19 protein-coding genes and 1 pseudogene are annotated in these 18,696 nt (G+C 66.1%); 7 read left to right on the top strand and 13 right to left on the bottom strand.

The features are described from left to right. Positions 1 to 77 precede the first annotated feature (77 nt). Positions 78 to 395: a hypothetical protein gene (locus BMY06_RS40370; protein ID WP_074987378.1), complete on the top strand. Its 318-nt coding sequence runs from the start codon at positions 78 to 80 to the stop codon at positions 393 to 395. A gap of 28 nt (positions 396 to 423) precedes the next feature. Continuing rightward, complete coding sequence (locus tag BMY06_RS34145; RefSeq protein WP_074987379.1) at positions 424 to 1,092, top strand: histone H1-like DNA-binding protein; 669 nt, start codon at positions 424 to 426, stop codon at positions 1,090 to 1,092. A gap of 343 nt (positions 1,093 to 1,435) precedes the next feature. Here the strand turns inward: BMY06_RS34145 and BMY06_RS34150 are convergent, their stop codons facing one another. The 10 genes from BMY06_RS34150 to BMY06_RS34195 all read right to left on the bottom strand — a co-directional run bounded on the left by BMY06_RS34150 (position 1,436) and on the right by BMY06_RS34195 (position 10,225). After that, positions 1,436 to 1,912, bottom strand: a complete 477-nt coding sequence (locus BMY06_RS34150; RefSeq protein WP_065060396.1) for an outer membrane lipoprotein — start codon at positions 1,910 to 1,912, stop codon at positions 1,436 to 1,438. Positions 1,913 to 1,954: 42 nt separating this feature from the next. Next, on the bottom strand, positions 1,955 to 2,896 hold the full coding sequence (locus BMY06_RS34155; RefSeq protein ID WP_065060395.1) for a carbohydrate kinase family protein: 942 nt from the start codon (positions 2,894 to 2,896) through the stop codon (positions 1,955 to 1,957). A 225-nt stretch (positions 2,897 to 3,121) separates the two neighbouring features. After that, a complete protein-coding gene (gene tpx / locus BMY06_RS34160) occupies positions 3,122 to 3,622 on the bottom strand; it encodes a thiol peroxidase (protein WP_065060394.1) in 501 nt (166 codons plus the stop codon). Between the two features lie 102 nt (positions 3,623 to 3,724). Continuing rightward, complete coding sequence (locus tag BMY06_RS34165; protein ID WP_074987380.1) at positions 3,725 to 5,179, bottom strand: DUF3426 domain-containing protein; 1,455 nt, start codon at positions 5,177 to 5,179, stop codon at positions 3,725 to 3,727. Between the two features lie 130 nt (positions 5,180 to 5,309). After that, a complete protein-coding gene (gene prmA, locus BMY06_RS34170; protein ID WP_074987381.1) occupies positions 5,310 to 6,206 on the bottom strand; it encodes a 50S ribosomal protein L11 methyltransferase in 897 nt (298 codons plus the stop codon). 3 nt (positions 6,207 to 6,209) lie between these two features. Continuing rightward, positions 6,210 to 7,577, bottom strand: coding sequence for an acetyl-CoA carboxylase biotin carboxylase subunit (gene accC, locus BMY06_RS34175; protein ID WP_065060391.1), 1,368 nt, complete (start codon positions 7,575 to 7,577; stop codon positions 6,210 to 6,212). 215 nt (positions 7,578 to 7,792) lie between these two features. Next, positions 7,793 to 8,257 (bottom strand): acetyl-CoA carboxylase biotin carboxyl carrier protein, encoded by a 465-nt coding sequence (gene accB / locus BMY06_RS34180; protein WP_065060390.1) that lies wholly within the window; start codon positions 8,255 to 8,257, stop codon positions 7,793 to 7,795. A 103-nt stretch (positions 8,258 to 8,360) separates the two neighbouring features. Then, complete coding sequence (gene aroQ / locus BMY06_RS34185; RefSeq protein WP_065060389.1) at positions 8,361 to 8,813, bottom strand: type II 3-dehydroquinate dehydratase; 453 nt, start codon at positions 8,811 to 8,813, stop codon at positions 8,361 to 8,363. 194 nt (positions 8,814 to 9,007) lie between these two features. Continuing rightward, positions 9,008 to 9,559, bottom strand: a complete 552-nt coding sequence (locus tag BMY06_RS34190; RefSeq protein WP_065060388.1) for a TlpA family protein disulfide reductase — start codon at positions 9,557 to 9,559, stop codon at positions 9,008 to 9,010. A gap of 24 nt (positions 9,560 to 9,583) precedes the next feature. Then, positions 9,584 to 10,225 carry a UDP-N-acetylmuramate--alanine ligase gene (locus tag BMY06_RS34195; protein ID WP_065060387.1) on the bottom strand — a complete coding sequence of 214 codons (642 nt, stop codon included), beginning with the start codon at positions 10,223 to 10,225 and terminating at the stop codon, positions 9,584 to 9,586. Between the two features lie 257 nt (positions 10,226 to 10,482). On the opposite strand from BMY06_RS34195, the gene mpl reads away from it, so the two are divergent. The 5 genes from mpl (at position 10,483) to mtgA (ending at position 16,385) form a co-directional block, all read left to right on the top strand. Further along, positions 10,483 to 11,883 carry a UDP-N-acetylmuramate:L-alanyl-gamma-D-glutamyl-meso-diaminopimelate ligase gene (gene mpl / locus BMY06_RS34200; RefSeq protein WP_074987382.1) on the top strand — a complete coding sequence of 467 codons (1,401 nt, stop codon included), beginning with the start codon at positions 10,483 to 10,485 and terminating at the stop codon, positions 11,881 to 11,883. Then, a complete protein-coding gene (locus BMY06_RS34205) occupies positions 11,880 to 12,455 on the top strand; it encodes a YqiA/YcfP family alpha/beta fold hydrolase (RefSeq protein ID WP_074987383.1) in 576 nt (191 codons plus the stop codon). Before mpl ends, BMY06_RS34205 begins: the two co-directional genes overlap by 4 nt. Positions 12,456 to 12,558: 103 nt before the next feature. Then, positions 12,559 to 14,706, top strand: a complete 2,148-nt coding sequence (locus BMY06_RS34210; RefSeq protein WP_065060385.1) for a ribonuclease catalytic domain-containing protein — start codon at positions 12,559 to 12,561, stop codon at positions 14,704 to 14,706. Continuing rightward, positions 14,703 to 15,599 (top strand): shikimate dehydrogenase, encoded by an 897-nt coding sequence (gene aroE, locus BMY06_RS34215; RefSeq protein ID WP_074987384.1) that lies wholly within the window; start codon positions 14,703 to 14,705, stop codon positions 15,597 to 15,599. The genes BMY06_RS34210 and aroE overlap by 4 nt, the downstream gene beginning before the upstream one ends. 33 nt (positions 15,600 to 15,632) lie before the next feature. Then, the gene (gene mtgA, locus BMY06_RS34220; RefSeq protein ID WP_065060383.1) at positions 15,633 to 16,385 is read left to right on the top strand and encodes a monofunctional biosynthetic peptidoglycan transglycosylase; all 753 of its coding nucleotides are present in this window, start codon (positions 15,633 to 15,635) and stop codon (positions 16,383 to 16,385) included. Between the two features lie 110 nt (positions 16,386 to 16,495). Here the strand turns inward: mtgA and queF are convergent, their stop codons facing one another. The 3 genes and pseudogenes from queF to BMY06_RS34235 all read right to left on the bottom strand — a co-directional run. Further along, on the bottom strand, positions 16,496 to 17,320 hold the full coding sequence (gene queF, locus BMY06_RS34225; RefSeq protein WP_065060382.1) for an NADPH-dependent 7-cyano-7-deazaguanine reductase QueF: 825 nt from the start codon (positions 17,318 to 17,320) through the stop codon (positions 16,496 to 16,498). Continuing rightward, positions 17,317 to 18,285, bottom strand: coding sequence for a 5'-nucleotidase (locus BMY06_RS34230; protein ID WP_074987385.1), 969 nt, complete (start codon positions 18,283 to 18,285; stop codon positions 17,317 to 17,319). Before BMY06_RS34230 ends, queF begins: the two co-directional genes overlap by 4 nt. A gap of 12 nt (positions 18,286 to 18,297) precedes the next feature. Further along, a pseudogene (locus tag BMY06_RS34235) lies at positions 18,298 to 18,696 on the bottom strand (threonine ammonia-lyase, biosynthetic); the annotation flags it as partial.

An 18,696-nucleotide genomic window follows, 5' to 3' on the forward strand; every position in this document is an offset into this window, starting at 1 on the left:
GCAGTCAGTCTATTGGGGTGGCCGGAGGCCTCGTGCGAGGCCTCGACCGGCATGATGATTAGGAGCAGGAACGCCTGATGCAAAGCGTGCCCGGAGCCCTGGCGGCTCAACTACGTGCAAGGCACTTTGCGAACCCTTCAGAGGGATGGGCAAACTTCCCCCCGGAAAACGGCGTGGGCCATGTGGCCGGCGCCTTCAACGAACGTTGCCCGGTGTCGGTAGCCGACGCCGGAAAGACTTGGCGCACTGTGTTTTTCAGCACGGTGCGCCTTACCGCATTCATTAGCGTAAGCGCGCGGGATCAGCGTACGCCGATGAATAGCCCGCTTCGAAGCGTGCGCCCTGAGAAGCGTTCGCGGGAAGCGGGTTTTGACGAAGGGTGTAGTTTGAACTGACTCTCATCTGAACCTGAAGGAGAAAAAAATGGCAACTGCCAAGAAGAAGCCGGCGGCCAAGAAAGCCGCAGTGAAGAAGGTTGCAGCCAAGAAGGCAGCACCGGCGAAGAAGGCCGCAGTGAAGAAGGTTGCGGTCAAGAAGGTTGCAGCCAAGAAAGTCGCCGTGAAGAAGGTTGCTGCGAAGAAGGCAGCACCGGCGAAGAAGGCCGCAGCGAAGAAGGTTGCAGCCAAGAAGGTCGCTGTGAAGAAGGTTGCTGCGAAGAAGGCAGCGCCGGCGAAGAAGGCCGCAGCGAAGAAGGTCGCAACGAAGAAGGTTGCAGCCAAGAAAGTCGCCGTGAAGAAGGTTGCTGCGAAGAAGGCAGCACCGGCGAAGAAGGCCGCAGCGAAGAAGGTTGCAGCCAAGAAAGTCGCGGTGAAGAAGGTCGCAGCGAAGAAGGCTGTTGCCAAGAAGGCGCCGGCGAAGAAGGCCGCTGCCAAGAAGGCTGCGCCTGCGAAGAAGGCTGCTGCCAAGAAGGCTGCGCCTGCCAAGAAGGCTGCGCCTGCGAAGAAGGCTGCCGCGAAGAAGGCTGCCAAGAAGGCGCCTGCGAAGGCTGCCGCTGCTGCGCCTGCTGCGCAACCGGCTGCGCCCGCTGCAACCGTGAAGACGGCACTGAACCCGGCAGCGGCCTGGCCGTTCCCGACGGGCAGCCGTCCGTAAGCAGTAGTACGAGTCGAAGCGCGCGCGGGTCAGCAAGAACGCGCGCTTCGTTGATCGAGCGCCGCCGTGTAGTTCGTGCGTTTTGCACGATCGCCGGCGGCGAGCAAGACTCGATCCCGATCCCGTCGACGGAACATTCGCGACGGGATTTTTTTCGTCCGCGTTTTTTGCGGATGGCGTCGCGGTGCTGCGTTTCGCACGCGCATGAAAAAAGGCGCATGCACAGGGGAGCACATGCGCCTGAGGTTCCGCAACGAGCACAAGGCATCGTGCGGTACAGGGGAAACCGGTCAATCAGTCCGTGTTCGGACTGGCGCGCGGTGCGCGCCGAACAACTGAAGCCTTAGTGCGTCACGCGCGTCACGCCGCCGCTCGAGAGCAGGCGCACACGGTCGCCGGCCTGGAAGATCTCGCCCGTGGCCGACTGCGTGATGGCGCGATAGTCGCCGTTATCCAGACGGACGGTGATCTCGAGGCCATTGTGCATGGCCACGCCGTTTTCGACCGCATTGCCGGCCACCGCGCCCGCGATGCCGCCAATGATGCCCGTGACGATCGAGCCACGACCGCCGCCGATCGCGCTGCCGGCCACGGCGCCAAGCGCGCCGCCGCCGACTGCGCCCAGACCGCTGGGCTGGCCATTGTTCGAGCTGATCTTCACGGCGCGTACGCTTTCCACCGTGGCCATGCGCACCGTGGATTCGCGCTGCGCCTGCGAGGCAGTGTAGACGTCGGCGGAACTGCTGTTATACGCACAACCCGTCATGGCGAGCGAACCCGCGACCATGGCGGCCACAATCAGACGACTTGTTGTTCTCATTTCCCGTAGCTCCAATGAGCGCCGCCCTCGCGGCGCCCGACTTCATTGCGGCAGTTCGTAGCCGAATGCTGCCTTGAAACGTTCGTTGATCTGCGCCCGCGTGGGCGCGTAGTTCTGCGGCCCCTGGTGTTCGATCTTGAGCGCGCCCATCAGGCTCGCGAGACGTCCGGTGGTCGCCCAGCCGAGCTTGTTCTCGATGCCGTAGAGGAGGCCGCCGCGGAACGCGTCGCCGCAACCGGTCGGATCGAGTACCTGCTGCGCCTGCACCGGAGGAATTTCTTCGATGCTGCCGCCGTGGTAGATCTGCGAGCCGTGTTCGCCGCGCGTGACGATCAGCGCGTCGACTTTGCTGGCGATCTCTTCGAACGACCAGCCAGTGCGATGACTCACAAGGTTAGCTTCGTAGTCGTTGACCGCAACATAGGTCGCAAGTTCAATCGCGCGACGCAGCGACGCACCATCGAACAGCGGCAGGCCCTGGCCCGGATCAAAGACAAACGGGATGCCTGCCTTGGCGAATTGCTCGACGTGCTGGACCATGCCGTCGAAGCCGTCCGGCGCGACGATGCCGAGCTTGACGCCCGGCGCCTCGTCGGCGCGGTTCAAATGCGATTGCATCATCGCGCCCGGGTGGAACGCGGTGATCTGGTTGTTCTCGAGGTCGGTGGTGATCATCGCCTGCGCCGACCACGTGTCGGGCAGCACGCGCACGTGCGCCTTGTTCAGGCCGAGCGTGTCGAGGCGGTCGATATACGGTTGCGCGTCGGCGCCGCCGAGCGTCGCCATGATGCGCGCGTCGCCGCCCAGCAGGTGCAGCGAGTAGGCGATGTTGCCCGCGCAGCCGCCGAATTCGCGCCGCATCGTCGGCACGAGGAAGCTCACGTTCAGGATATGCACCTGCTCGGGCAGGATGTGCTCCCGGAAGCGACCTTCGAAGGTCATGATGTTGTCGTAGGCGAGCGAGCCGCAGATCAGCGTAGCCAAGGCGGGAATTCCTGTAGTGCGTGGTGTGGAAGGGGCGGCGCGCTTGCAGGTGATTGCACGTCATCGGACGTCATCGCACGTTAAGGCGCGTGCTTGCCTGACGTCGCGCCGCGGCCCGGACTTCGCGGCCGGCGCGCGCAGCGTCCCGACACATCGGGATCGCGCTGCGCGCACGGCGCGCTCAGGCTCGCGGCAGGCCCGTCACGGGCGCGCCGCCGCCGGGGGTTACTTCAGTGCGGCGAGCGCGGCGTCGTAGTTCGGCTCGTTCTTGATTTCGCTGACGCGCTCGGCGTAGACGACATTGTCGTTCGCGTCGAGCACGACCACGGCGCGCGCCGTGAGGCCGGTCAGCGGGCCGCTCGTGACGTCCACGCCGTAGGCTTGCGCGAATTCGTGGCCGCGGAACGTCGACGCCGTGACGACGTTTTCGATGCCTTCGGTCGTGCAGAAGCGCGTGGCGGCGAACGGCAGGTCGCCCGAGATCACGAGCACTGCGGTGTTGTCGAGCTTCGCGGCGGCTTCGTTGAACTTGCGCGTGGAGGTGGCGCAGGTCGGCGTGTCGAGGCTCGGGACGATGTTCAGCACCTTGCGCTTGCCGGCGAAGTCGGCGAGCGAGACGGGCTTCAGATCCTTGCCGACGAGCGAGAACGCCGGGGCCTTCTGGCCGGGCGCCGGGAACGTGCCGGCGACGTCGATCGGGTTACCGCCTAGCGTGACTTGACTCATGATGTGCTCTCCGGATTTTGACTGTAGTGGTGAGTGGCGCGTCCGGCTGGACCGGACGCAAGGTGCGCGCGCCCGCGCGAAGGGCAGGCGCTGACGCGTGAATTACGGGTAGAAAATTTCGATGCGGAAATTCGATGCGACGACATTGCCGGTATCGAGCCGCACGATCATGGTCTGCGTGCTGTGCGCGGGCAGACCGGCTTCGATGCGCGTACCCGGCGCGGCATAATCCTGCGGCCACAGCACGCGCCGCAAGACGACGTTGTTCTGGCGATCGAGCAGCGTGAGTTCGAGCGCGGGGTAGGCGAGCGCAATCCCGAAGCGGTTGCGCAGCGGAACCTTCAGTTCGAGATGATGCGGGTCGTCCACCTGACGCAGATCGGACTGCTGCACTTCGAGGCCGTCGATGTCGCGCGGCGGGCTGATGCGGCAGCCGAGCTGCGCACAGGCCTGCTGATAGAGCGGCTGCGAAGCGGGGAAGTACACCATCACGCTTTCGCGCTGCCACCAGAGCAATTGCGCGGCGAGCCCGACGAGCAGCAGGAGCGCGACCAGTGCGCCGACGATGCGCCAGCCGATGCGGCGCGGCGGATGCGCGGGCGCTTCGCGCGTGACGGCGAACGGCTCGCTGCCGTCGCGCGGTTCGAGCGCGGAGAAGGCGGGCGCGGCAGCGGCGCCGGCGGCGCCAGCCGGTTCGGCGCGCGCGGACAGCGACGGTTCGGGATCGGCGGCGAACGGCGCGGCGGCTGCCGGGGTGCGGGATGCAAGCGAAGGCTCGACAGGCTCGCCTGTCGCCGCCGCTGCGGCCGGAGCGGACGCGGCCAGTCCGGGTTCGACGCGCGTCCAGCGCGTGGCTGGCGGGAACGGTTCGGCAGTGTCCGGCGTGGGAGCGGGCGTAGGAGCAGAAGTTGAAGCAGGCTGAGCCGGTTGCTCGGGCGCGAACTCGCGCGCCAGAGACGGCTCGCTGCTTTCGCTCGCGTGCTTCAGTTCGACACCGGGCGTGACGCCGAGCGTCGCGCCGGGCGCAATGCCGGGACGCGGCAGATTCTGCGCGGTGTACTGAAGATTCGGATCGATGCGGCTATCGGGGCGCGGCGCCCACGGATTCCAGCCCGGATTGGCGAAGTCGGGCGCGGGCTGCGCAGCGGCGTCTTGCGCGGCGAAGTTCGCGGCAGACGCGTCTGTTTGCGTCCATTCCTGCGGATGCGGTTGATCGTGCTGAACGTGCGGCGCCGGTTCGCTCACGGGCGCTGGGGCTTGATGAGCGGATTGCGAGGCGGCCGGTGAGGTCGGCTGTGAAGCGGTTTGCGAACCCGCCGCAGCAACCGCAGCCGCAGCCTGCGCCGAACCCGGCGAAGCCAGACTCGCGGCGATATCGGCGGCAACGGGAACGGCCTGCGAGAAATCGCCGTTTTCAGGCACCTCGTAAAGGCTGCCCGATGCGTCGAACGCTTCCTGGCAATGGCCGCAGCGCACGAGGCCGCGACGCGCGGCGAGGTGTGCGGGCTGGATTCGGAAGACGGTTTCGCAGAAGGGACAGCGCGTTGCCAGGAGCATGAGTGCCGTGGAACCGGAAGGTTGGCGATACCCGCCATTCTACTGGCAATCCACGGAGCCCTACGACTCCTGGCTATGCGCCTGGGGCACGATCAGGCGCGATGCGCCCGGACCCGCCCCGATCGGTGCGTCATGCGCGGCGCGTGCCGGCGAGACACACCCAGCCTTCGTGCTCGCGCCAGACCGAGATGTCGATCCAGCGCTCGTACACCTGCGCGACTTCCTCGGCTTGACGCGCGAGGATGCCCGAGAGCGCGAGACGGCCGCCCGGCTTCACGCGCGACGAGAGCATCGACGCCATCAGCTTGAGCGGATTCGAAAGGATGTTGGCCACGACGATGTCGAACTCGCCCGCCTTCAGGTCGTCGGGCAGGCCATAGGTCACGTCCGCGCGATTGCGTTCACTGTTATGGCGCGCCGACTCGACCGCTTGCGGATCGATGTCGATGCCGATCACCGGATTCGCGCCGCACTTCTGCGCGAGGATCGCGAGAATGCCCGAGCCGCAGCCGTAGTCGAGCAGCGAGTTGCCCGGCTGCACGTGCTGCTCCAGCCACTCCATGCACAGACGCGTGGTGGGGTGGCTGCCGGTGCCGAACGCGAGGCCCGGATCGAGTTCGAGCACGAGCGCGTCCGGATCGGGCGCGTCGTGCCACGACGGCACGACCCAGATGCGCTGGCCGATCTGGATCGGATCGAACTGCGACTGCGTGAGCCGCACCCAATCCTGTTCCTCGACTTCGCGCAGCGCGAACTTCGGCAGCGCGGCCAGACCCAGCTCGTTCGACGCGGCCGCGAGCAGCACCGCGGGATCCTGATCGTCGGCGATCAGCGCGATCACGCGCGAATGCTGCCACGCGGTGCGCTCGGGCGTGAGACCCGGCTCGCCGAAGAGCGGCTGCTCGTCGGGCGTGTCGGCGTCGGCGTCTTCCACCGACACCGAGAGGGCGCCAAGCTCGAGCAGCGCGTCGGAGAGTTCCTCCGCGCGGTCGCGCTCAAGCTCGACGATCAGTTCCCGGTAGCTCATGAATTACGCTTCGTCCTTCTTCACCGACTGACGCTCGGCCAGGCGGCTTTCGAGGTAGTGAATGCTCGTGCCGCCTTCGACGAACTTGGCGTCGAGCATCAGCTCGCGGTGCAGCGGAATGTTGGTCGAGATGCCTTCCACGACCATTTCCGACAGCGCGATACGCATACGCTGGATCGCCTGCTCGCGCGTCGCGCCGTAGGTGATCAGCTTGCCGATCATCGAATCATAGTTCGGCGGCACGAAATAGCCATTGTAGGCATGCGAATCGACGCGCACGCCAGGTCCGCCCGGCATGTGCCACGAGGTCAGACGGCCCGGCGACGGCGTGAACTTGAACGGATCTTCCGCGTTGATACGGCACTCGATCGAGTGGCCCTTCAACTGGATGTCGCGCTGGCGGAACGCGAGCTTCTCTCCGGCGGCGATGCGGATCTGTTCCTGCACGATGTCGATGCCGGTGATCTGCTCGGTGACCGGGTGCTCGACCTGCACGCGCGTGTTCATTTCGATGAAGTAGAACTCGCCGTTTTCGTACAGGAATTCGAACGTGCCCGCGCCGAGGTAGCCCATCTTCTTGCAGGCGTCGGCGCAACGGTCGCCGATGCGGTCGAGCAGGCGGCGCGCGATGCCCGGCGCCGGCGCTTCCTCGATCACCTTCTGGTGGCGGCGCTGCATCGAGCAGTCGCGCTCACCGAGCCACACGGCGTTCTTGAACGAATCGGAGAGCACCTGAATCTCGATGTGACGCGGATTCTCGAGGTACTTCTCCATGTAGACCTGCGGGTTGCCGAAGGCGCGGCCCGCTTCTTCGCGCGTCATGTTGACCGCGTTCACGAGCGCCGCTTCCGTGTGCACGACGCGCATGCCGCGACCGCCGCCGCCGCCCGAAGCCTTGATGATGACCGGGTAGCCGATCGTGCGCGCGATCTTCACGATTTCTTTCGGATCGTCCGGCAGCGCGCCTTCCGAGCCCGGCACGCACGGCACGCCAGTCTTGATCATGGTCTGCTTCGCCGTGACCTTGTCGCCCATCATGCGGATGGTTTCCGGACGCGGACCGATGAAGGTGAAGCCCGATTGCTCGACGCGCTCGGCGAAGTCGGCGTTTTCCGAGAGGAAGCCGTAGCCGGGGTGGATCGCTTCGGCGTCGGTGACTTCGGCCGCGCTGATGAGCGCCGGCATGTTCAGATAGCTCAGGTTCGAAGGCGCCGGGCCGATGCAGACCGCCTCGTCGGCGAGCTTCACGTACTTGGCTTCCTTGTCGGCTTCCGAATAGACGACGACCGTCTTGACGCCGAGTTCGCGGCACGCGCGCTGGATGCGGAGCGCGATTTCGCCACGATTGGCAATGAGGATTTTTTCAAACATGGTGGGTATTCGACTCATCAATGGGCGCCGCAGGACGAAGCGAGCGGGCTGCCTTCGAGTATCGGTCGCGCTGGCGCCGCGTGGCGGCGTTCTGTCTGCCTGTCTGGCAGCGAACGCGCGGCGGCGGCGCTGGCGGAAGGGCGCTCGCGCGGCGGATGTGGTCTTTGTCGACCCGATGCCGCGCGGCGCGCCGGCCGTTCTTGCGTTGGACGCGCTTACGCGACCACGAAGAGCGGCTGGCCGTATTCGACTGCCTGGCCGTTCTCGACGAGGATTTCCTTGACCACGCCGGCGACGTCCGACTCGATCTCGTTGAGCAGCTTCATCGCTTCGATGATGCACAGCGTCTGGCCTTCCTTGACCGTGTCGCCAACCTGCACGAACGGATCGGCGCCCGGCGACGGCGCGCGGTAGAACGTGCCGACCATCGGCGACGTCACCACGTGGCCTTGCGGCACGACCGGCGCGGCAGCGGCGGCGGGCGCAGCGGCTTCACCGACGTGGGCCGGCGCGGCGGGCGCGCCCATGGCCGGCGCTGCGAATTGCGCGGTCGGCTGCACGTAAACCGGCGGCGCGTTCTTGACGATGCGCACCTTGCCTTCGCCCTCGGTCACTTCGAGCTCCGAGATGCCCGATTCGGAGACGAGGTCGATCAGAGTCTTCAGCTTACGTAGATCCATGGTGCAGCCCCTTTGCTTTGAATACGTGAGGTGCCGGGGCGCAAGCGTCCCGGCACGGGATTGGTGTTGTCTTTCAGAGTGCGTCGGTCATCCGGCGCAGGAATCAGGCCGCGGGCCTGGCAGCGAGCCGGTCCAGCGCGTACTCGAGCGCGTAGAGATAACCCTTCCAGCCGAGGCCGCAGATCACGCCTTCGGCCTGGTCGGAAAAATACGAGTGATGCCGGAAGGCTTCGCGGCGATGCACGTTCGACAGATGAATCTCGACGAACGGGATGGCGACGCCTGCCAGCGCATCCCGGATGGCCACGCTGGTGTGCGTGTACGCAGCCGGGTTGATCAGGATGAAATCCGTTTGTTCCGTGCGGGCGGCCTGAATGCGGTCCACCAGCGCGCCTTCGTGGTTGCTCTGGAACGTGGCCAGCTCCACGCCGGCGTCGGCGGCACGGTCGGCGAGCGCCTGATCGATCTGTGGCAGCGTCACGCGCCCATAGACCTCCGGTTCCCGGGTGCCGAGAAGATTGAGGTTGGGGCCGTGCAGAACCAGCAGTCGCGTCATGGTCGCTTCTTTTTCCGTGGAATTGCGCGAACTTTAGCGCCGATTAGAGAAATTTGTCTAGTTTTCCAAACGGCTGATATGCCCCTCTGTTCGCTGAATTGCCGGCGTGAGGGTTGAACTTCGGCTAAATACGCCAATTTTCCCGGCAAATTGTGCCGTACGGCCGTTAAGCTCAGGTCAATTCTTCGCGCGCGTCAAAGTGCGTCGAGCGTGCGCCGAAGTTCGTCCGGTTTGATTTGGCCTAATTTTGTCGCACGAACGGCGCCGTTGGCGTCGATTACCACCGTGTAAGGAAGGCCGCCGGCGTTGTTGCCGAACGCGCGCGCCACGTCCGCGCCGCCGAATCCGGCGATGTAAATCGGGTAGGCCACCGGCACTTTCTTGAGGAAAGTCTTGATGTTCGCCGCCGAATCGACGCCGAGGCCGACGAACTGAATGCCCTTCTTCGCGTACTCGCGGTGCAGCGCCGACAGCTCCGGCATCTCCTCGACGCACGGACCGCACCACGACGCCCAGAAGTTGACCACGATCGGGTGGCCCTTATAGATGGAGAGCGACTGCGGCTTGCCGTCGGGCGTGGTCACGGCCGCCGACCAGAGCTGGTCGACCGCGTTCTGCTTGCCCGTGATCGACGCCGCGTCGGCGACTCCGGCGTTGCCGCCGCTCGCATAATGCCCCGCCAGAATGCCGCCCCCGGCTGCCACCGCCGCGACTGCGACGCCGGCCAGAATCCGTTTCGTGTTCATTGCTGCGCTCAAGCTCACTATGAATCAGGTGGTGGAGGTCGCGCCGCTCTCGTCGATCAGCGCCTGGAGTGCCCGCGCGTCCGCGCGCGGCAGACGCCCGCGCGGATCGGCGCGCACGGCGCCACGCAGGTCGTCGGTATTGTAGAGCGCGAGATGAATGCCGACCGGTTCCTCATCGCGCGATGGCTTCCAGAGGAAGCTCAGCGTCTCCACATAGCCGCGTGCGGCGAAGTGGCGCGTTTCCGAAACGTCGTATTGCACGTTCGCGTTCAGGAGCCAGATCGCGACATCTTTCGCGTTGTCGCAAAAGATCTGCAAATGGATGTCGGAGTGCTCGCCCGCCGTGCCGTTCAGCACCGCGCCGGTCAGGAACGGATTGAAGCGCGCGAGCCGCAGCATCCAGTCGAGCGCGATTTCGCGCAGCCGCCGCAGCACCGCCGGCTGGCTTTCTCCCATGAAAAGGGCCTGATATTCGCGGATTTCTTCCTCGATCTGATCGTTGTCGGGGAGCCAGGCGCCTTCGATGCGCGCGTCCCCCGCCACCTGCCGCGCGGCCTTGCGCTTGGCGGTGGCGTAATCGAGGCCATCTTCGGCGATCATCCGTGCTGCCGCGATGGCGATTTCCTCGCGCACGCGCTGGGGATCGAAATGTGATCTGCGAACCATGCGCCCATCATACTAGAGAACGTCGCGCGCTCCCGGCGGCGGCCGCGCGGCGATGCGGCGGTGCAGCAGGACCCGGCGCCGCTACGCACATGCCGGTACAGCCGCGCCGGTACGCCCACGCCGGTACGCCCGCCCCGGCGAAAAAGCCGCAGGCGCTCGGGTACAATAGCGTTCTTTGCTCCGGCGGCCAGGCGCCGCCGTCCTGCTTTCCCCATCCCTGTAACCCTTTCACGACGCCCACGCGGCGCGACAGGCTTATGCACATCCATATCCTCGGCATCTGCGGCACGTTCATGGGCGGTCTCGCCGTGCTCGCGCGCAGCGCGGGTCATACGGTCACCGGCTGCGACGCGGGTGTGTACCCGCCGATGAGCACGCAGCTCGAAGCGCAGGGTATCCGCCTGATCGAGGGTTATGACGCGAGCCAGACCGAGCTCAATCCCGACCTGTACGTGATCGGCAACGTAGTCTCGCGCGGCAATCCGCTGATGGAGGAGATCCTCAATCGCGGCCTGCCGTACACGTCCGGCCCGCAGTGGCTCGGCGAGCACGTGCTGCGCGACAAGTGGGTGCTCGCGGTGGCGGGCACGCACGGCAAGACCACTACGAGTTCGATGCTCGCGTGGCTGCTCGAAGACTCGGGCCTGAATCCCGGCTTCCTGATCGGCGGCGTGCCGCTGAACTTCGGCATCTCGGCGCGTCTGACCGATTCGAGCTTCTTCGTGATCGAAGCCGACGAATACGACACGGCCTTCTTCGACAAGCGCTCGAAGTTCGTCCATTACCGTCCGCGCACCGCGGTGCTGAACAATCTCGAATTCGATCACGCCGATATCTTCCCCGATCTCGCCGCCATCGAGACGCAGTTCCACCATCTCGTGCGCACGATTCCGGGCGTGGGCCGCGTGGTCTCGAACGGCCGCAGCGAGGCGCTCGACCGCGTGCTCGCGCGCGGCGTCTGGAGCGACGTGGAGCGTTTCGGCGTCGACGGCGGCTGGCAGGCGCTGCCGGCCGAAGAAGGCGTGACGGTCGACGAGCGCTTCGCCGTCTATCACCACAGCGAACGCGTGGGCGTGGTCGACTGGCAGATCCAGGGCGAGCACAATCGCCAGAACGCACTTGCGGCGATCGCCGCCGCGCGCAGCGTCGGCGTGCCGCCCGCGCAGGCCGCCCAGTCGCTGTCGTCGTTCCGCAACGTGAAGCGCCGCATGGAAGTGCGCGGCAGCGTCGACGGCGTGACCGTCTACGACGACTTCGCGCACCATCCCACGGCGATCGAAACGACCGTCGCCGGGCTGCGCACGCGCGTGGGCCGCGACAACACGCGCATCCTCGCGGTGCTCGAGCCGCGCTCGAACACCATGAAGCTCGGCGTGATGAAGGCGCAATTGCCCGGCAGTCTCGCCGACGCCGACCTCGTGTTCGGCTACGGCGCGCCCGCCGGCAAGGACGCGCTCGGCTGGGATCTCGCGGGCGCGCTCGCGCCGCTCGGCGAGAAGGCGCAAGCGTTCCACGACCTCGACGCGCTGGTGAAGGCGGTCGTGGCGGCCGTGCGCCCCGGCGACCAGATATTGGTGATGAGCAACGGCGGCTTCGGCGGCGTGCATCAAAAGCTGCTCGACGCGCTTTCGGCGAAAGCCGGCCGGAGCGCGGCGTGATCGTCTATCTGCACGGCTTTCGCTCGTCGCCGCAATCGTTCAAGGCGCGCCTGCTGGCGGCGCGTCTCGCCGAACTGGGCCGCGCGGACGAATGGCTGTGCCCGACGCTGCCGGTCTCGCCGGACGAAACGATCGAACTGGTTGAACGCGAGATCGCGCAGAACGCCCGGCCGGGCGAGCGCATCACGCTGCTCGGCAGCTCGCTGGGCGGTTTTTTCGCCACGCAGCTTGCCGAAAAGCACGGCTGGCGCGCCGTGCTGCTGAATCCGGCCGTGGTGCCGGATCGCGATCTGTCGAAGTATCTCGGCGAACAGCCGTTGTGGCACGGCGGCGGCAGCATCGTCGTCGAGCCGCGCCATCTGCAGGAACTGCGCGCCCTGGCGGTTGCGCACATCACCCGGCCCGAGCGTTACTATCTGATCGCCGCGACCGGCGACGAAGTGCTCGATTACCGCGAGATGCTCGCGCACTATCCGGGTGTGCAGACGCATCTGATCGAAGGCAGCGATCACGGGATCAGCGAATTCGCCGATTACGTCGACGAAGTGATCCGTTTCTGCGACGCGCCTTGAGCGTCGTCTTTCGTTCGCGCCGCGCGCGCGAACGCCTATATGTATACAGCACCGTCTGGGCGCGCCGCGCCCGCGGTCGAAGCAAGTCAGACGAGAGTGTTGAGTGAACGTTTTCTTTGAGGAATCGGGCAGTTTCAAGGCCGGCAGCGTGCTGTCGAAGCAGGGCGATGCGTTTCAGGTCGAGTTGCCGGGCGGACGCCGCGCGAAGGTGCGCGCCAAGGACGTGCTGATCGAGTTCGAGAAGCCCGCCGCTGCGGATCTGTTGGAGCAGGCGGACGCCGCCGCACAGGAAATCGATCTCGATTTCCTGTGGGAATGCGCGCCGGCCGAGGAATTCACCTACACCACGCTCGCGAGCGAGTACTTCGGCGAAACCTACGGCCCGGTCGAGCGCGCCGCGCTGGTGCTGCGTCTGCACGGCTCGCCCGTGTACTTCCGCCGCAAGGGCCGCGGCCAGTATCAGCGCGCGCCCGAAGAGCAGCTCAAGATGGCGCTCGCGTCGCTCGAACGCAAGCGTCAGCAGGCGCTCGTTCAGGCCGGCTACGAAGACGAACTGAAGGCGGGCCGTCTGCCCGAGGCGCTCAAGGACAAGGCGCTCGGCCTGCTCACGAAGCCGGACAAGAACACCATCGAGTACAAGGCGCTCGAAGCGGCCGCCGCCGCGCGTGGCATTTCCATGCCGCGCCTGATGCTCGAATGCGGCGGCATCGCTTCGCCGCGCGCGCTGCACGAAGCGCGTTTCCTCGCTGAATTCTTCCCGCACGGCACGGGCTTCCCGCCGGTCGCGGTCGGCGCGCTGCCCGACTGGCTGCCGGACGCGGTCGAGCAGGTGCAGGCCTTCTCGATCGACGACGTCACCACGACCGAAATCGACGACGCGTTCTCCATCGAGCATCTGGCCGACGGCCGCGTGCGCATCGGTATCCACATCGCGGCGCCGGCGCTCGGCATCGCGCGCGGCGACACGGCGGACGCCATCGCGCGCACGCGTCTGTCGACGGTCTACATGCCCGGCGACAAGATCACCATGCTGCCCGACGATTTCGTCGACGCCTTCACGCTCAAGGAAGGCGGCATGCGCCCGGCGCTGTCGCTTTACTGCCTCGTGAACCGCGAGACGCAGGAAATCGTGGCGACCGAAACGCGCGCCGAGCGCGTGTTCGTGAAGAGCAACCTGCGTCACAACACGCTCGACGAAGTGGTGACGGAAGAAACGCTCGCGGCGGGCACGGGCGAATATCCGCACAAGGACGACATCGCCGTGCTGTGGCCGTTCGCGCAGGCGCTGTTCGAGAAGCGCCAGGCCGCGCGCGCCGGTTACGGCCTGCGCCGCGAAGTGCAGCGCAACACCGACTACAACTTCTACGTGGAAGGCGAGCACGTCAACATCACGCCGCGCCGCCGCGGCTCCCCGCTCGACATGATCGTCGCGGAACTGGCGATTCTCGCCAACTCCACGTGGGGCGCGTTCCTCAACGATCACGGCGTGCCGGGCATCTACCGCACGCAGCGCGCGTTTGGCGCGCCCACGGGGCCGAAGCGCACGCGCATGCAGACCAACGCCGCGCCGCACGAAGGCCTCGGCGTCGCACAGTACGCGTGGAGCACGTCGCCGCTGCGCCGTTACGTCGACCTCGTGAACCAGTGGCAGTTGCTCGCGTGCGTGGAGCACGGCGTGGCCGCCAAGCTGGTCGCGCCGTTCAAGCCCAAGGACGCCGACCTGTTCGCCGTCGTGCAGGGCTTCGACGAAACCTACACGGCCTATGCCGATCACCAGCGCCGCATGGAGTACTTCTGGTGCCTGCGCTGGCTCCAGCAGGAAATGCGCGGTGACGGCGGCGTCGAGCCGCGTCGCGAATTCCCGGCGACGGTCGTCAAGGACGACCTCGTGCGCTTCGAGGAAGTGCCGCTGCTGATGCACGTGCCCGCGCTCGGCGTGCACGCGCGCGGCACGCGTCTGATGATGGAAGTGATGTCGATCGACGAGCTGACCATCGAGGCGTCCGTGCGCATGCTGCGCGTGCTCGACGCACCGGTCGTGACGAGCGGCGAGCAGCCCGAGGAAGAGTCGGGCGACGACGAAGAGCTGATCGAAGCCGCCGACGACTCCGCGCAGAGCGAAGCGGAAGCGCTCGCCGAATCCGATGCAGCGGAAGGCGCGAGCGACGCCGCAACCGATGCGCAGGAAGACGCGGGCGAGCAGCAAGCAGAACAGCAGGCAGAACAGCACGAGACGGAGCCGCGCGCATGAGCGCCGATCAGACGCAATCGCAATCGCAAACGCCGACGCAGCATCGCGACCGCTATGCGGTCGTCGGCAATCCGGTGGCGCACAGCAAATCGCCGGCGATCCACGCGCAATTCGCGCAGGAGACCGGCGAAGCCGTCGACTACGACCGGCTGCTCGCGCCGCTCGACGGTTTCGTCGAGCATGTGCAGGCGTTTCGCGCAGCGGGCGGGCGCGGTCTGAATGTGACCGTGCCGTTCAAGCTCGAAGCGCACGCGCTCGCGCATCGTCTGTCGCCGCGTGCGGCGGCGGCGGGCGCGGTGAATACGCTGCGCTTCGACGAAGACGGCATTTTCGGCGACAACACCGATGGTTTCGGTCTCGTTCGCGACATCGAGGCGAATCTGGGCGTGTCGCTCAAGGGCGCGCGCGTGCTGCTGCTCGGCGCGGGCGGCGCGGCGCGCGGCGTCGTGCTGCCGATGCTCGAATGCCTGCCGCGCGAGATCACCATCGTCAATCGCACGGCGCACAAGGCGCATGCGCTGATCGAGCAGTTCGCGGGCTCGGCGCAGACGTTCGGCTGCCTCATCAACGGCGGCGGTCCGCACGCGGTCGATCCGAAACCCTACGACGTAATCGTGAACGCGACGGCGGGCAGTCTCGACGCCGCGCTGCCCGAATGCGACGATCGTGCGTTCGGCACGGCGACGCTCGCGTACGACATGATGTACGGCGCCCAGCCGACGGTCTTCATGCGTCACGCCGAATCGCTCGGCGCGCGTGCCTCGGACGGTCTGGGCATGCTGGTCGAGCAGGCCGCCGAATCGTTCTTCGTGTGGCGCGGCGTGCGTCCCACGGGCGCGCCGGTGCTCGCCGCACTGCGCGCGCAGATCGCGGCGCAAGCGGCGCAGGCCTGACAACAGCAGCAGCGGTCACGGGAGACGCGATCCATGCGCACAGCGGCGGCAAACCGGCGGGTGCAGCGCGCGCCAGACCGAGTCGGCGCGCTGCGCTGGATCGTCTATGCGGCGCTGGTGTTCGGCGTCGCGTGGATCGCGCTGCAGTTCTACTATTTCGCGCAGATCGCCGCGTGGAATGTCGTCGATCCGCAGTCGACGGCGTTCATGCGCACCGATGCGGCCGGCCTCGCCGCCGATCGTCCGAACCTCGACATCCAGCATCAGTGGGTGCCGTACGATCAGATCTCGCGCAACCTCAAGCGCGCGATCATCGCGTCCGAGGACGCCAACTTCGTCAATAACAACGGCTACGAAACCGACGCCATCCTGCAGGCGTGGGAGCGCAACAAGAAGCGCGGCCACATCGTGCGCGGCGGATCGACAATCACGCAGCAACTCGCGCGCAACCTCTTTCTGTCGCGCGAGAAAAGCTATATCCGCAAAGGCCAGGAACTCATCATCACGTGGATGCTGGAGACGCTGCTCGACAAGGAGCGCATCTTCGAGATCTATCTGAATTCGGTGGAGTGGGGCAACGGCGTCTACGGCGCGCAGGCGGCGGCGCGCTACTACTACCGCACGACGGCGGCGAAGCTCACGCCGTGGCAGTCGGCGCGGCTCGCGGTCATGCTGCCGCGTCCCAAGTATTTCGACGAACATCGCAATTCGGCTTATCTTTCGCAGCGCGCGGGCGTGATCGCGCGGCGCATGGGCGCGGCGGAGCTGCCGCCGTCGCAGCAATAGCGATCGCTTCGTTCACCGATCCTCGCGGATAAAAACAAAGCGCCGGTCTTGCCGGCGCTTTGTGCTTTCCATGACGTGCGAACTGCGTGCTAACTGCGCGCAAACCGCGCTTATTGACGCGCCAGTCGCGCGTTGTCCGGCATCGGCATGTTGAAGTTGGTGCGAAACGGATTGATGTCGAGTCCGCCGCGTCGCGTGTAGCGCGCGTAGACCGCGAGACGATCCGGTTTGCACTCGCGCAGGATGTCCATGAAGATGCGCTCGGCGCATTGCTCGTGGAAGCCCGTGTGATTGCGGAACGAGATGATGTAGCGCAGCAGCCCGGCCTGATCGATCTGCGGCCCGACGTAGTGAATCTGCACGCTGCCCCAGTCGGGCTGGCCGGTCACCGGGCAGTTCGACTTCAGCAGATTGGAGACCAGCGTTTCCTCAACCGGCGACTCGTCGAGCGCGGCCTTCAGCAGGGTGGCGTCCGGGTGATAGATCTCGGCGTCCAGGTCGAGGCGGTCGATCGAGAGACCGTCGAATTCCTCGAACGGAATCTTGCCGAACGCGCCCGGCTGATCGAGCTTCACCGACACCGATGCGCCGCACGCCGCCGATACGTCGCGCTTGAGCACGTCGCGCACGTCGTCGGCGGACTCGAATTTGGTCTGCGCGAACGAGCCCAGATAGAGCTTGAACGACTTCGATTCGACGATGTTCGGCGAATCGGCGGGAATGAAGAAGGTGGCGATGGCGATCTGCGGCTTGCCGCGCGCATTGAGCCACGACAGCTCGTACGCGTTCCAGATATCGGTGCCGAAGAAGGGCAGTTGCGCGCCGATGCCGATCTGTTCACGCGCGCCCACACGCGGGATCGGGAACAGCAGCTTGGCGTCGTATTGCTCGGTGTAGCTGGAAGCCTTGCCGAGCGGCGATTGTTCGGGAGTCATGATGCGCTGGTTTCGGTAATGACGCCGGGCGCGCCCTTGAGGGACGCCGCGCCGGCGGGATTCGCCACGCCGCTCGCCACATGTCCGGTCGCCGTGACCGAACGGGCCGATTCGCAATGGCGGATCTGGTCGTCGAAGAAAAAATCAGGTTCGAACTCGCGCAGGAACGGGCCTTTGTCGAGTCCGCCGAGGAACATCGCTTCGTCGATTTCGATGTTCCAGGCCATCAGTGTGCGGATCGCGCGTTCGTGCGCGGGCGCCGATCGCGCCGTGACGAGCGCGGTGCGGATGCGCATTTTCGCGTTCGCGTCGGCGAGATTCTGCAGCCGGTGCAGCGCTTCGAGCAGCGGCTTGAGCGGACCTTGCGCAAGCGGCAGCTCGCGATTGTCCCGTTCGTGGCTCACGAACGCGCCCAGGCCGTCGCGCTGGAAGATCTGCTCGGCTTCGTCGGAAAACAGCACCGCATCGCCGTCGAACGCGACGCGTATTTCCTGCGCGTTGCGTTCCGCCATTGTCGCCGAATTTGCGCCGGTCGGTGGGAACACGCGCGCGGCCGGAAAGCCCGCGTCGAGCGCGCCGCGCACGTCGTCGGGATTCGCGGAGAGAAACAGCGACGCGTTCAGCGGCTTGAGGTAATGCCAGGGCTCGCGGCCGCGCGTGAACACGCCGCGCTGAATGTCGAGGCCGTGCTCGCGGCACGAGTTGAAGGTGCGCAAGCCGCTGATCGGATCGCTGCGCGAGAGGATCACGACTTCCACGTGATGCGCGCCGTTGTTCAGCGCGAGCAGCTTGCGGATCAGCGCGAACGCCACGCCGGGCCGCGCGGGCACGTGCAGGCGCTCGCGCTGCAGCGTCTCGTAGGCATGCAGGTCGCCGGCTTCGTACACGCCGTTCTCTTCCTCGAAATCGAACAGCGCACGTGACGAGATCGCGACGACCAGCTTGTCAGTGAGCGAAACGGCCATGATCGTCGGCCTTTACGAGAGAAACAACCGATACGCCGGATTCTGCGTCTCTTCGTAATGCGGATAGCCGAGCGTGGCGAGGAAGCGGCGGAACTCCGCGTCTTCCGCCGCCGGCACCTGAATCCCGACCAGAATCGAGCTGTAATCCGCGCCCTGATTGCGGTAGTGGAACAGGCTGATGTTCCAGTTCGGCGCCATCGACGAGAGGAAGCGCATCAGCGCACCCGGGCGCTCCGGAAACTCGAAACGGAACAGGCGCTCGTCGTGCGCGAGCGGCGAACGGCCGCCGACCATGTAGCGGATGTGCTGCTTCGAGAGTTCGTCGCCGGTGAGATCGACGCACGGAAAACCGTGCTCGACGAAGGTCTGCGCGATCTGCCGCGATTCGCCGCGATTGCGGATCTGCACGCC

This window comes from Paraburkholderia tropica (assembly GCF_900109265.1).
Taxonomy (GTDB): Bacteria; Pseudomonadota; Gammaproteobacteria; order Burkholderiales; family Burkholderiaceae; genus Paraburkholderia; species Paraburkholderia tropica.

Coding starts and splice junctions, on each gene's coding strand:
- BMY06_RS34165 (WP_074987380.1), bottom strand. CDS start 5,179: ATGCTCCTGGCAACGCGCTGTCCCTTCTGCGAAACCGTCTTCCGAATC.
- BMY06_RS34190 (WP_065060388.1), bottom strand. CDS start 9,559: ATGAACACGAAACGGATTCTGGCCGGCGTCGCAGTCGCGGCGGTGGCA.
- aroE (WP_074987384.1), top strand. CDS start 14,703: ATGAGCGCCGATCAGACGCAATCGCAATCGCAAACGCCGACGCAGCAT.
- BMY06_RS34145 (WP_074987379.1), top strand. CDS start 424: ATGGCAACTGCCAAGAAGAAGCCGGCGGCCAAGAAAGCCGCAGTGAAG.
- BMY06_RS34230 (WP_074987385.1), bottom strand. CDS start 18,285: ATGGCCGTTTCGCTCACTGACAAGCTGGTCGTCGCGATCTCGTCACGT.
- queF (WP_065060382.1), bottom strand. CDS start 17,320: ATGACTCCCGAACAATCGCCGCTCGGCAAGGCTTCCAGCTACACCGAG.
- aroQ (WP_065060389.1), bottom strand. CDS start 8,813: ATGACGCGACTGCTGGTTCTGCACGGCCCCAACCTCAATCTTCTCGGC.
- BMY06_RS40370 (WP_074987378.1), top strand. CDS start 78: ATGCAAAGCGTGCCCGGAGCCCTGGCGGCTCAACTACGTGCAAGGCAC.
- BMY06_RS34195 (WP_065060387.1), bottom strand. CDS start 10,225: ATGGTTCGCAGATCACATTTCGATCCCCAGCGCGTGCGCGAGGAAATC.
- mtgA (WP_065060383.1), top strand. CDS start 15,633: ATGCGCACAGCGGCGGCAAACCGGCGGGTGCAGCGCGCGCCAGACCGA.
- tpx (WP_065060394.1), bottom strand. CDS start 3,622: ATGAGTCAAGTCACGCTAGGCGGTAACCCGATCGACGTCGCCGGCACG.
- accC (WP_065060391.1), bottom strand. CDS start 7,577: ATGTTTGAAAAAATCCTCATTGCCAATCGTGGCGAAATCGCGCTCCGC.
- mpl (WP_074987382.1), top strand. CDS start 10,483: ATGCACATCCATATCCTCGGCATCTGCGGCACGTTCATGGGCGGTCTC.
- BMY06_RS34150 (WP_065060396.1), bottom strand. CDS start 1,912: ATGAGAACAACAAGTCGTCTGATTGTGGCCGCCATGGTCGCGGGTTCG.
- prmA (WP_074987381.1), bottom strand. CDS start 6,206: ATGAGCTACCGGGAACTGATCGTCGAGCTTGAGCGCGACCGCGCGGAG.
- accB (WP_065060390.1), bottom strand. CDS start 8,257: ATGGATCTACGTAAGCTGAAGACTCTGATCGACCTCGTCTCCGAATCG.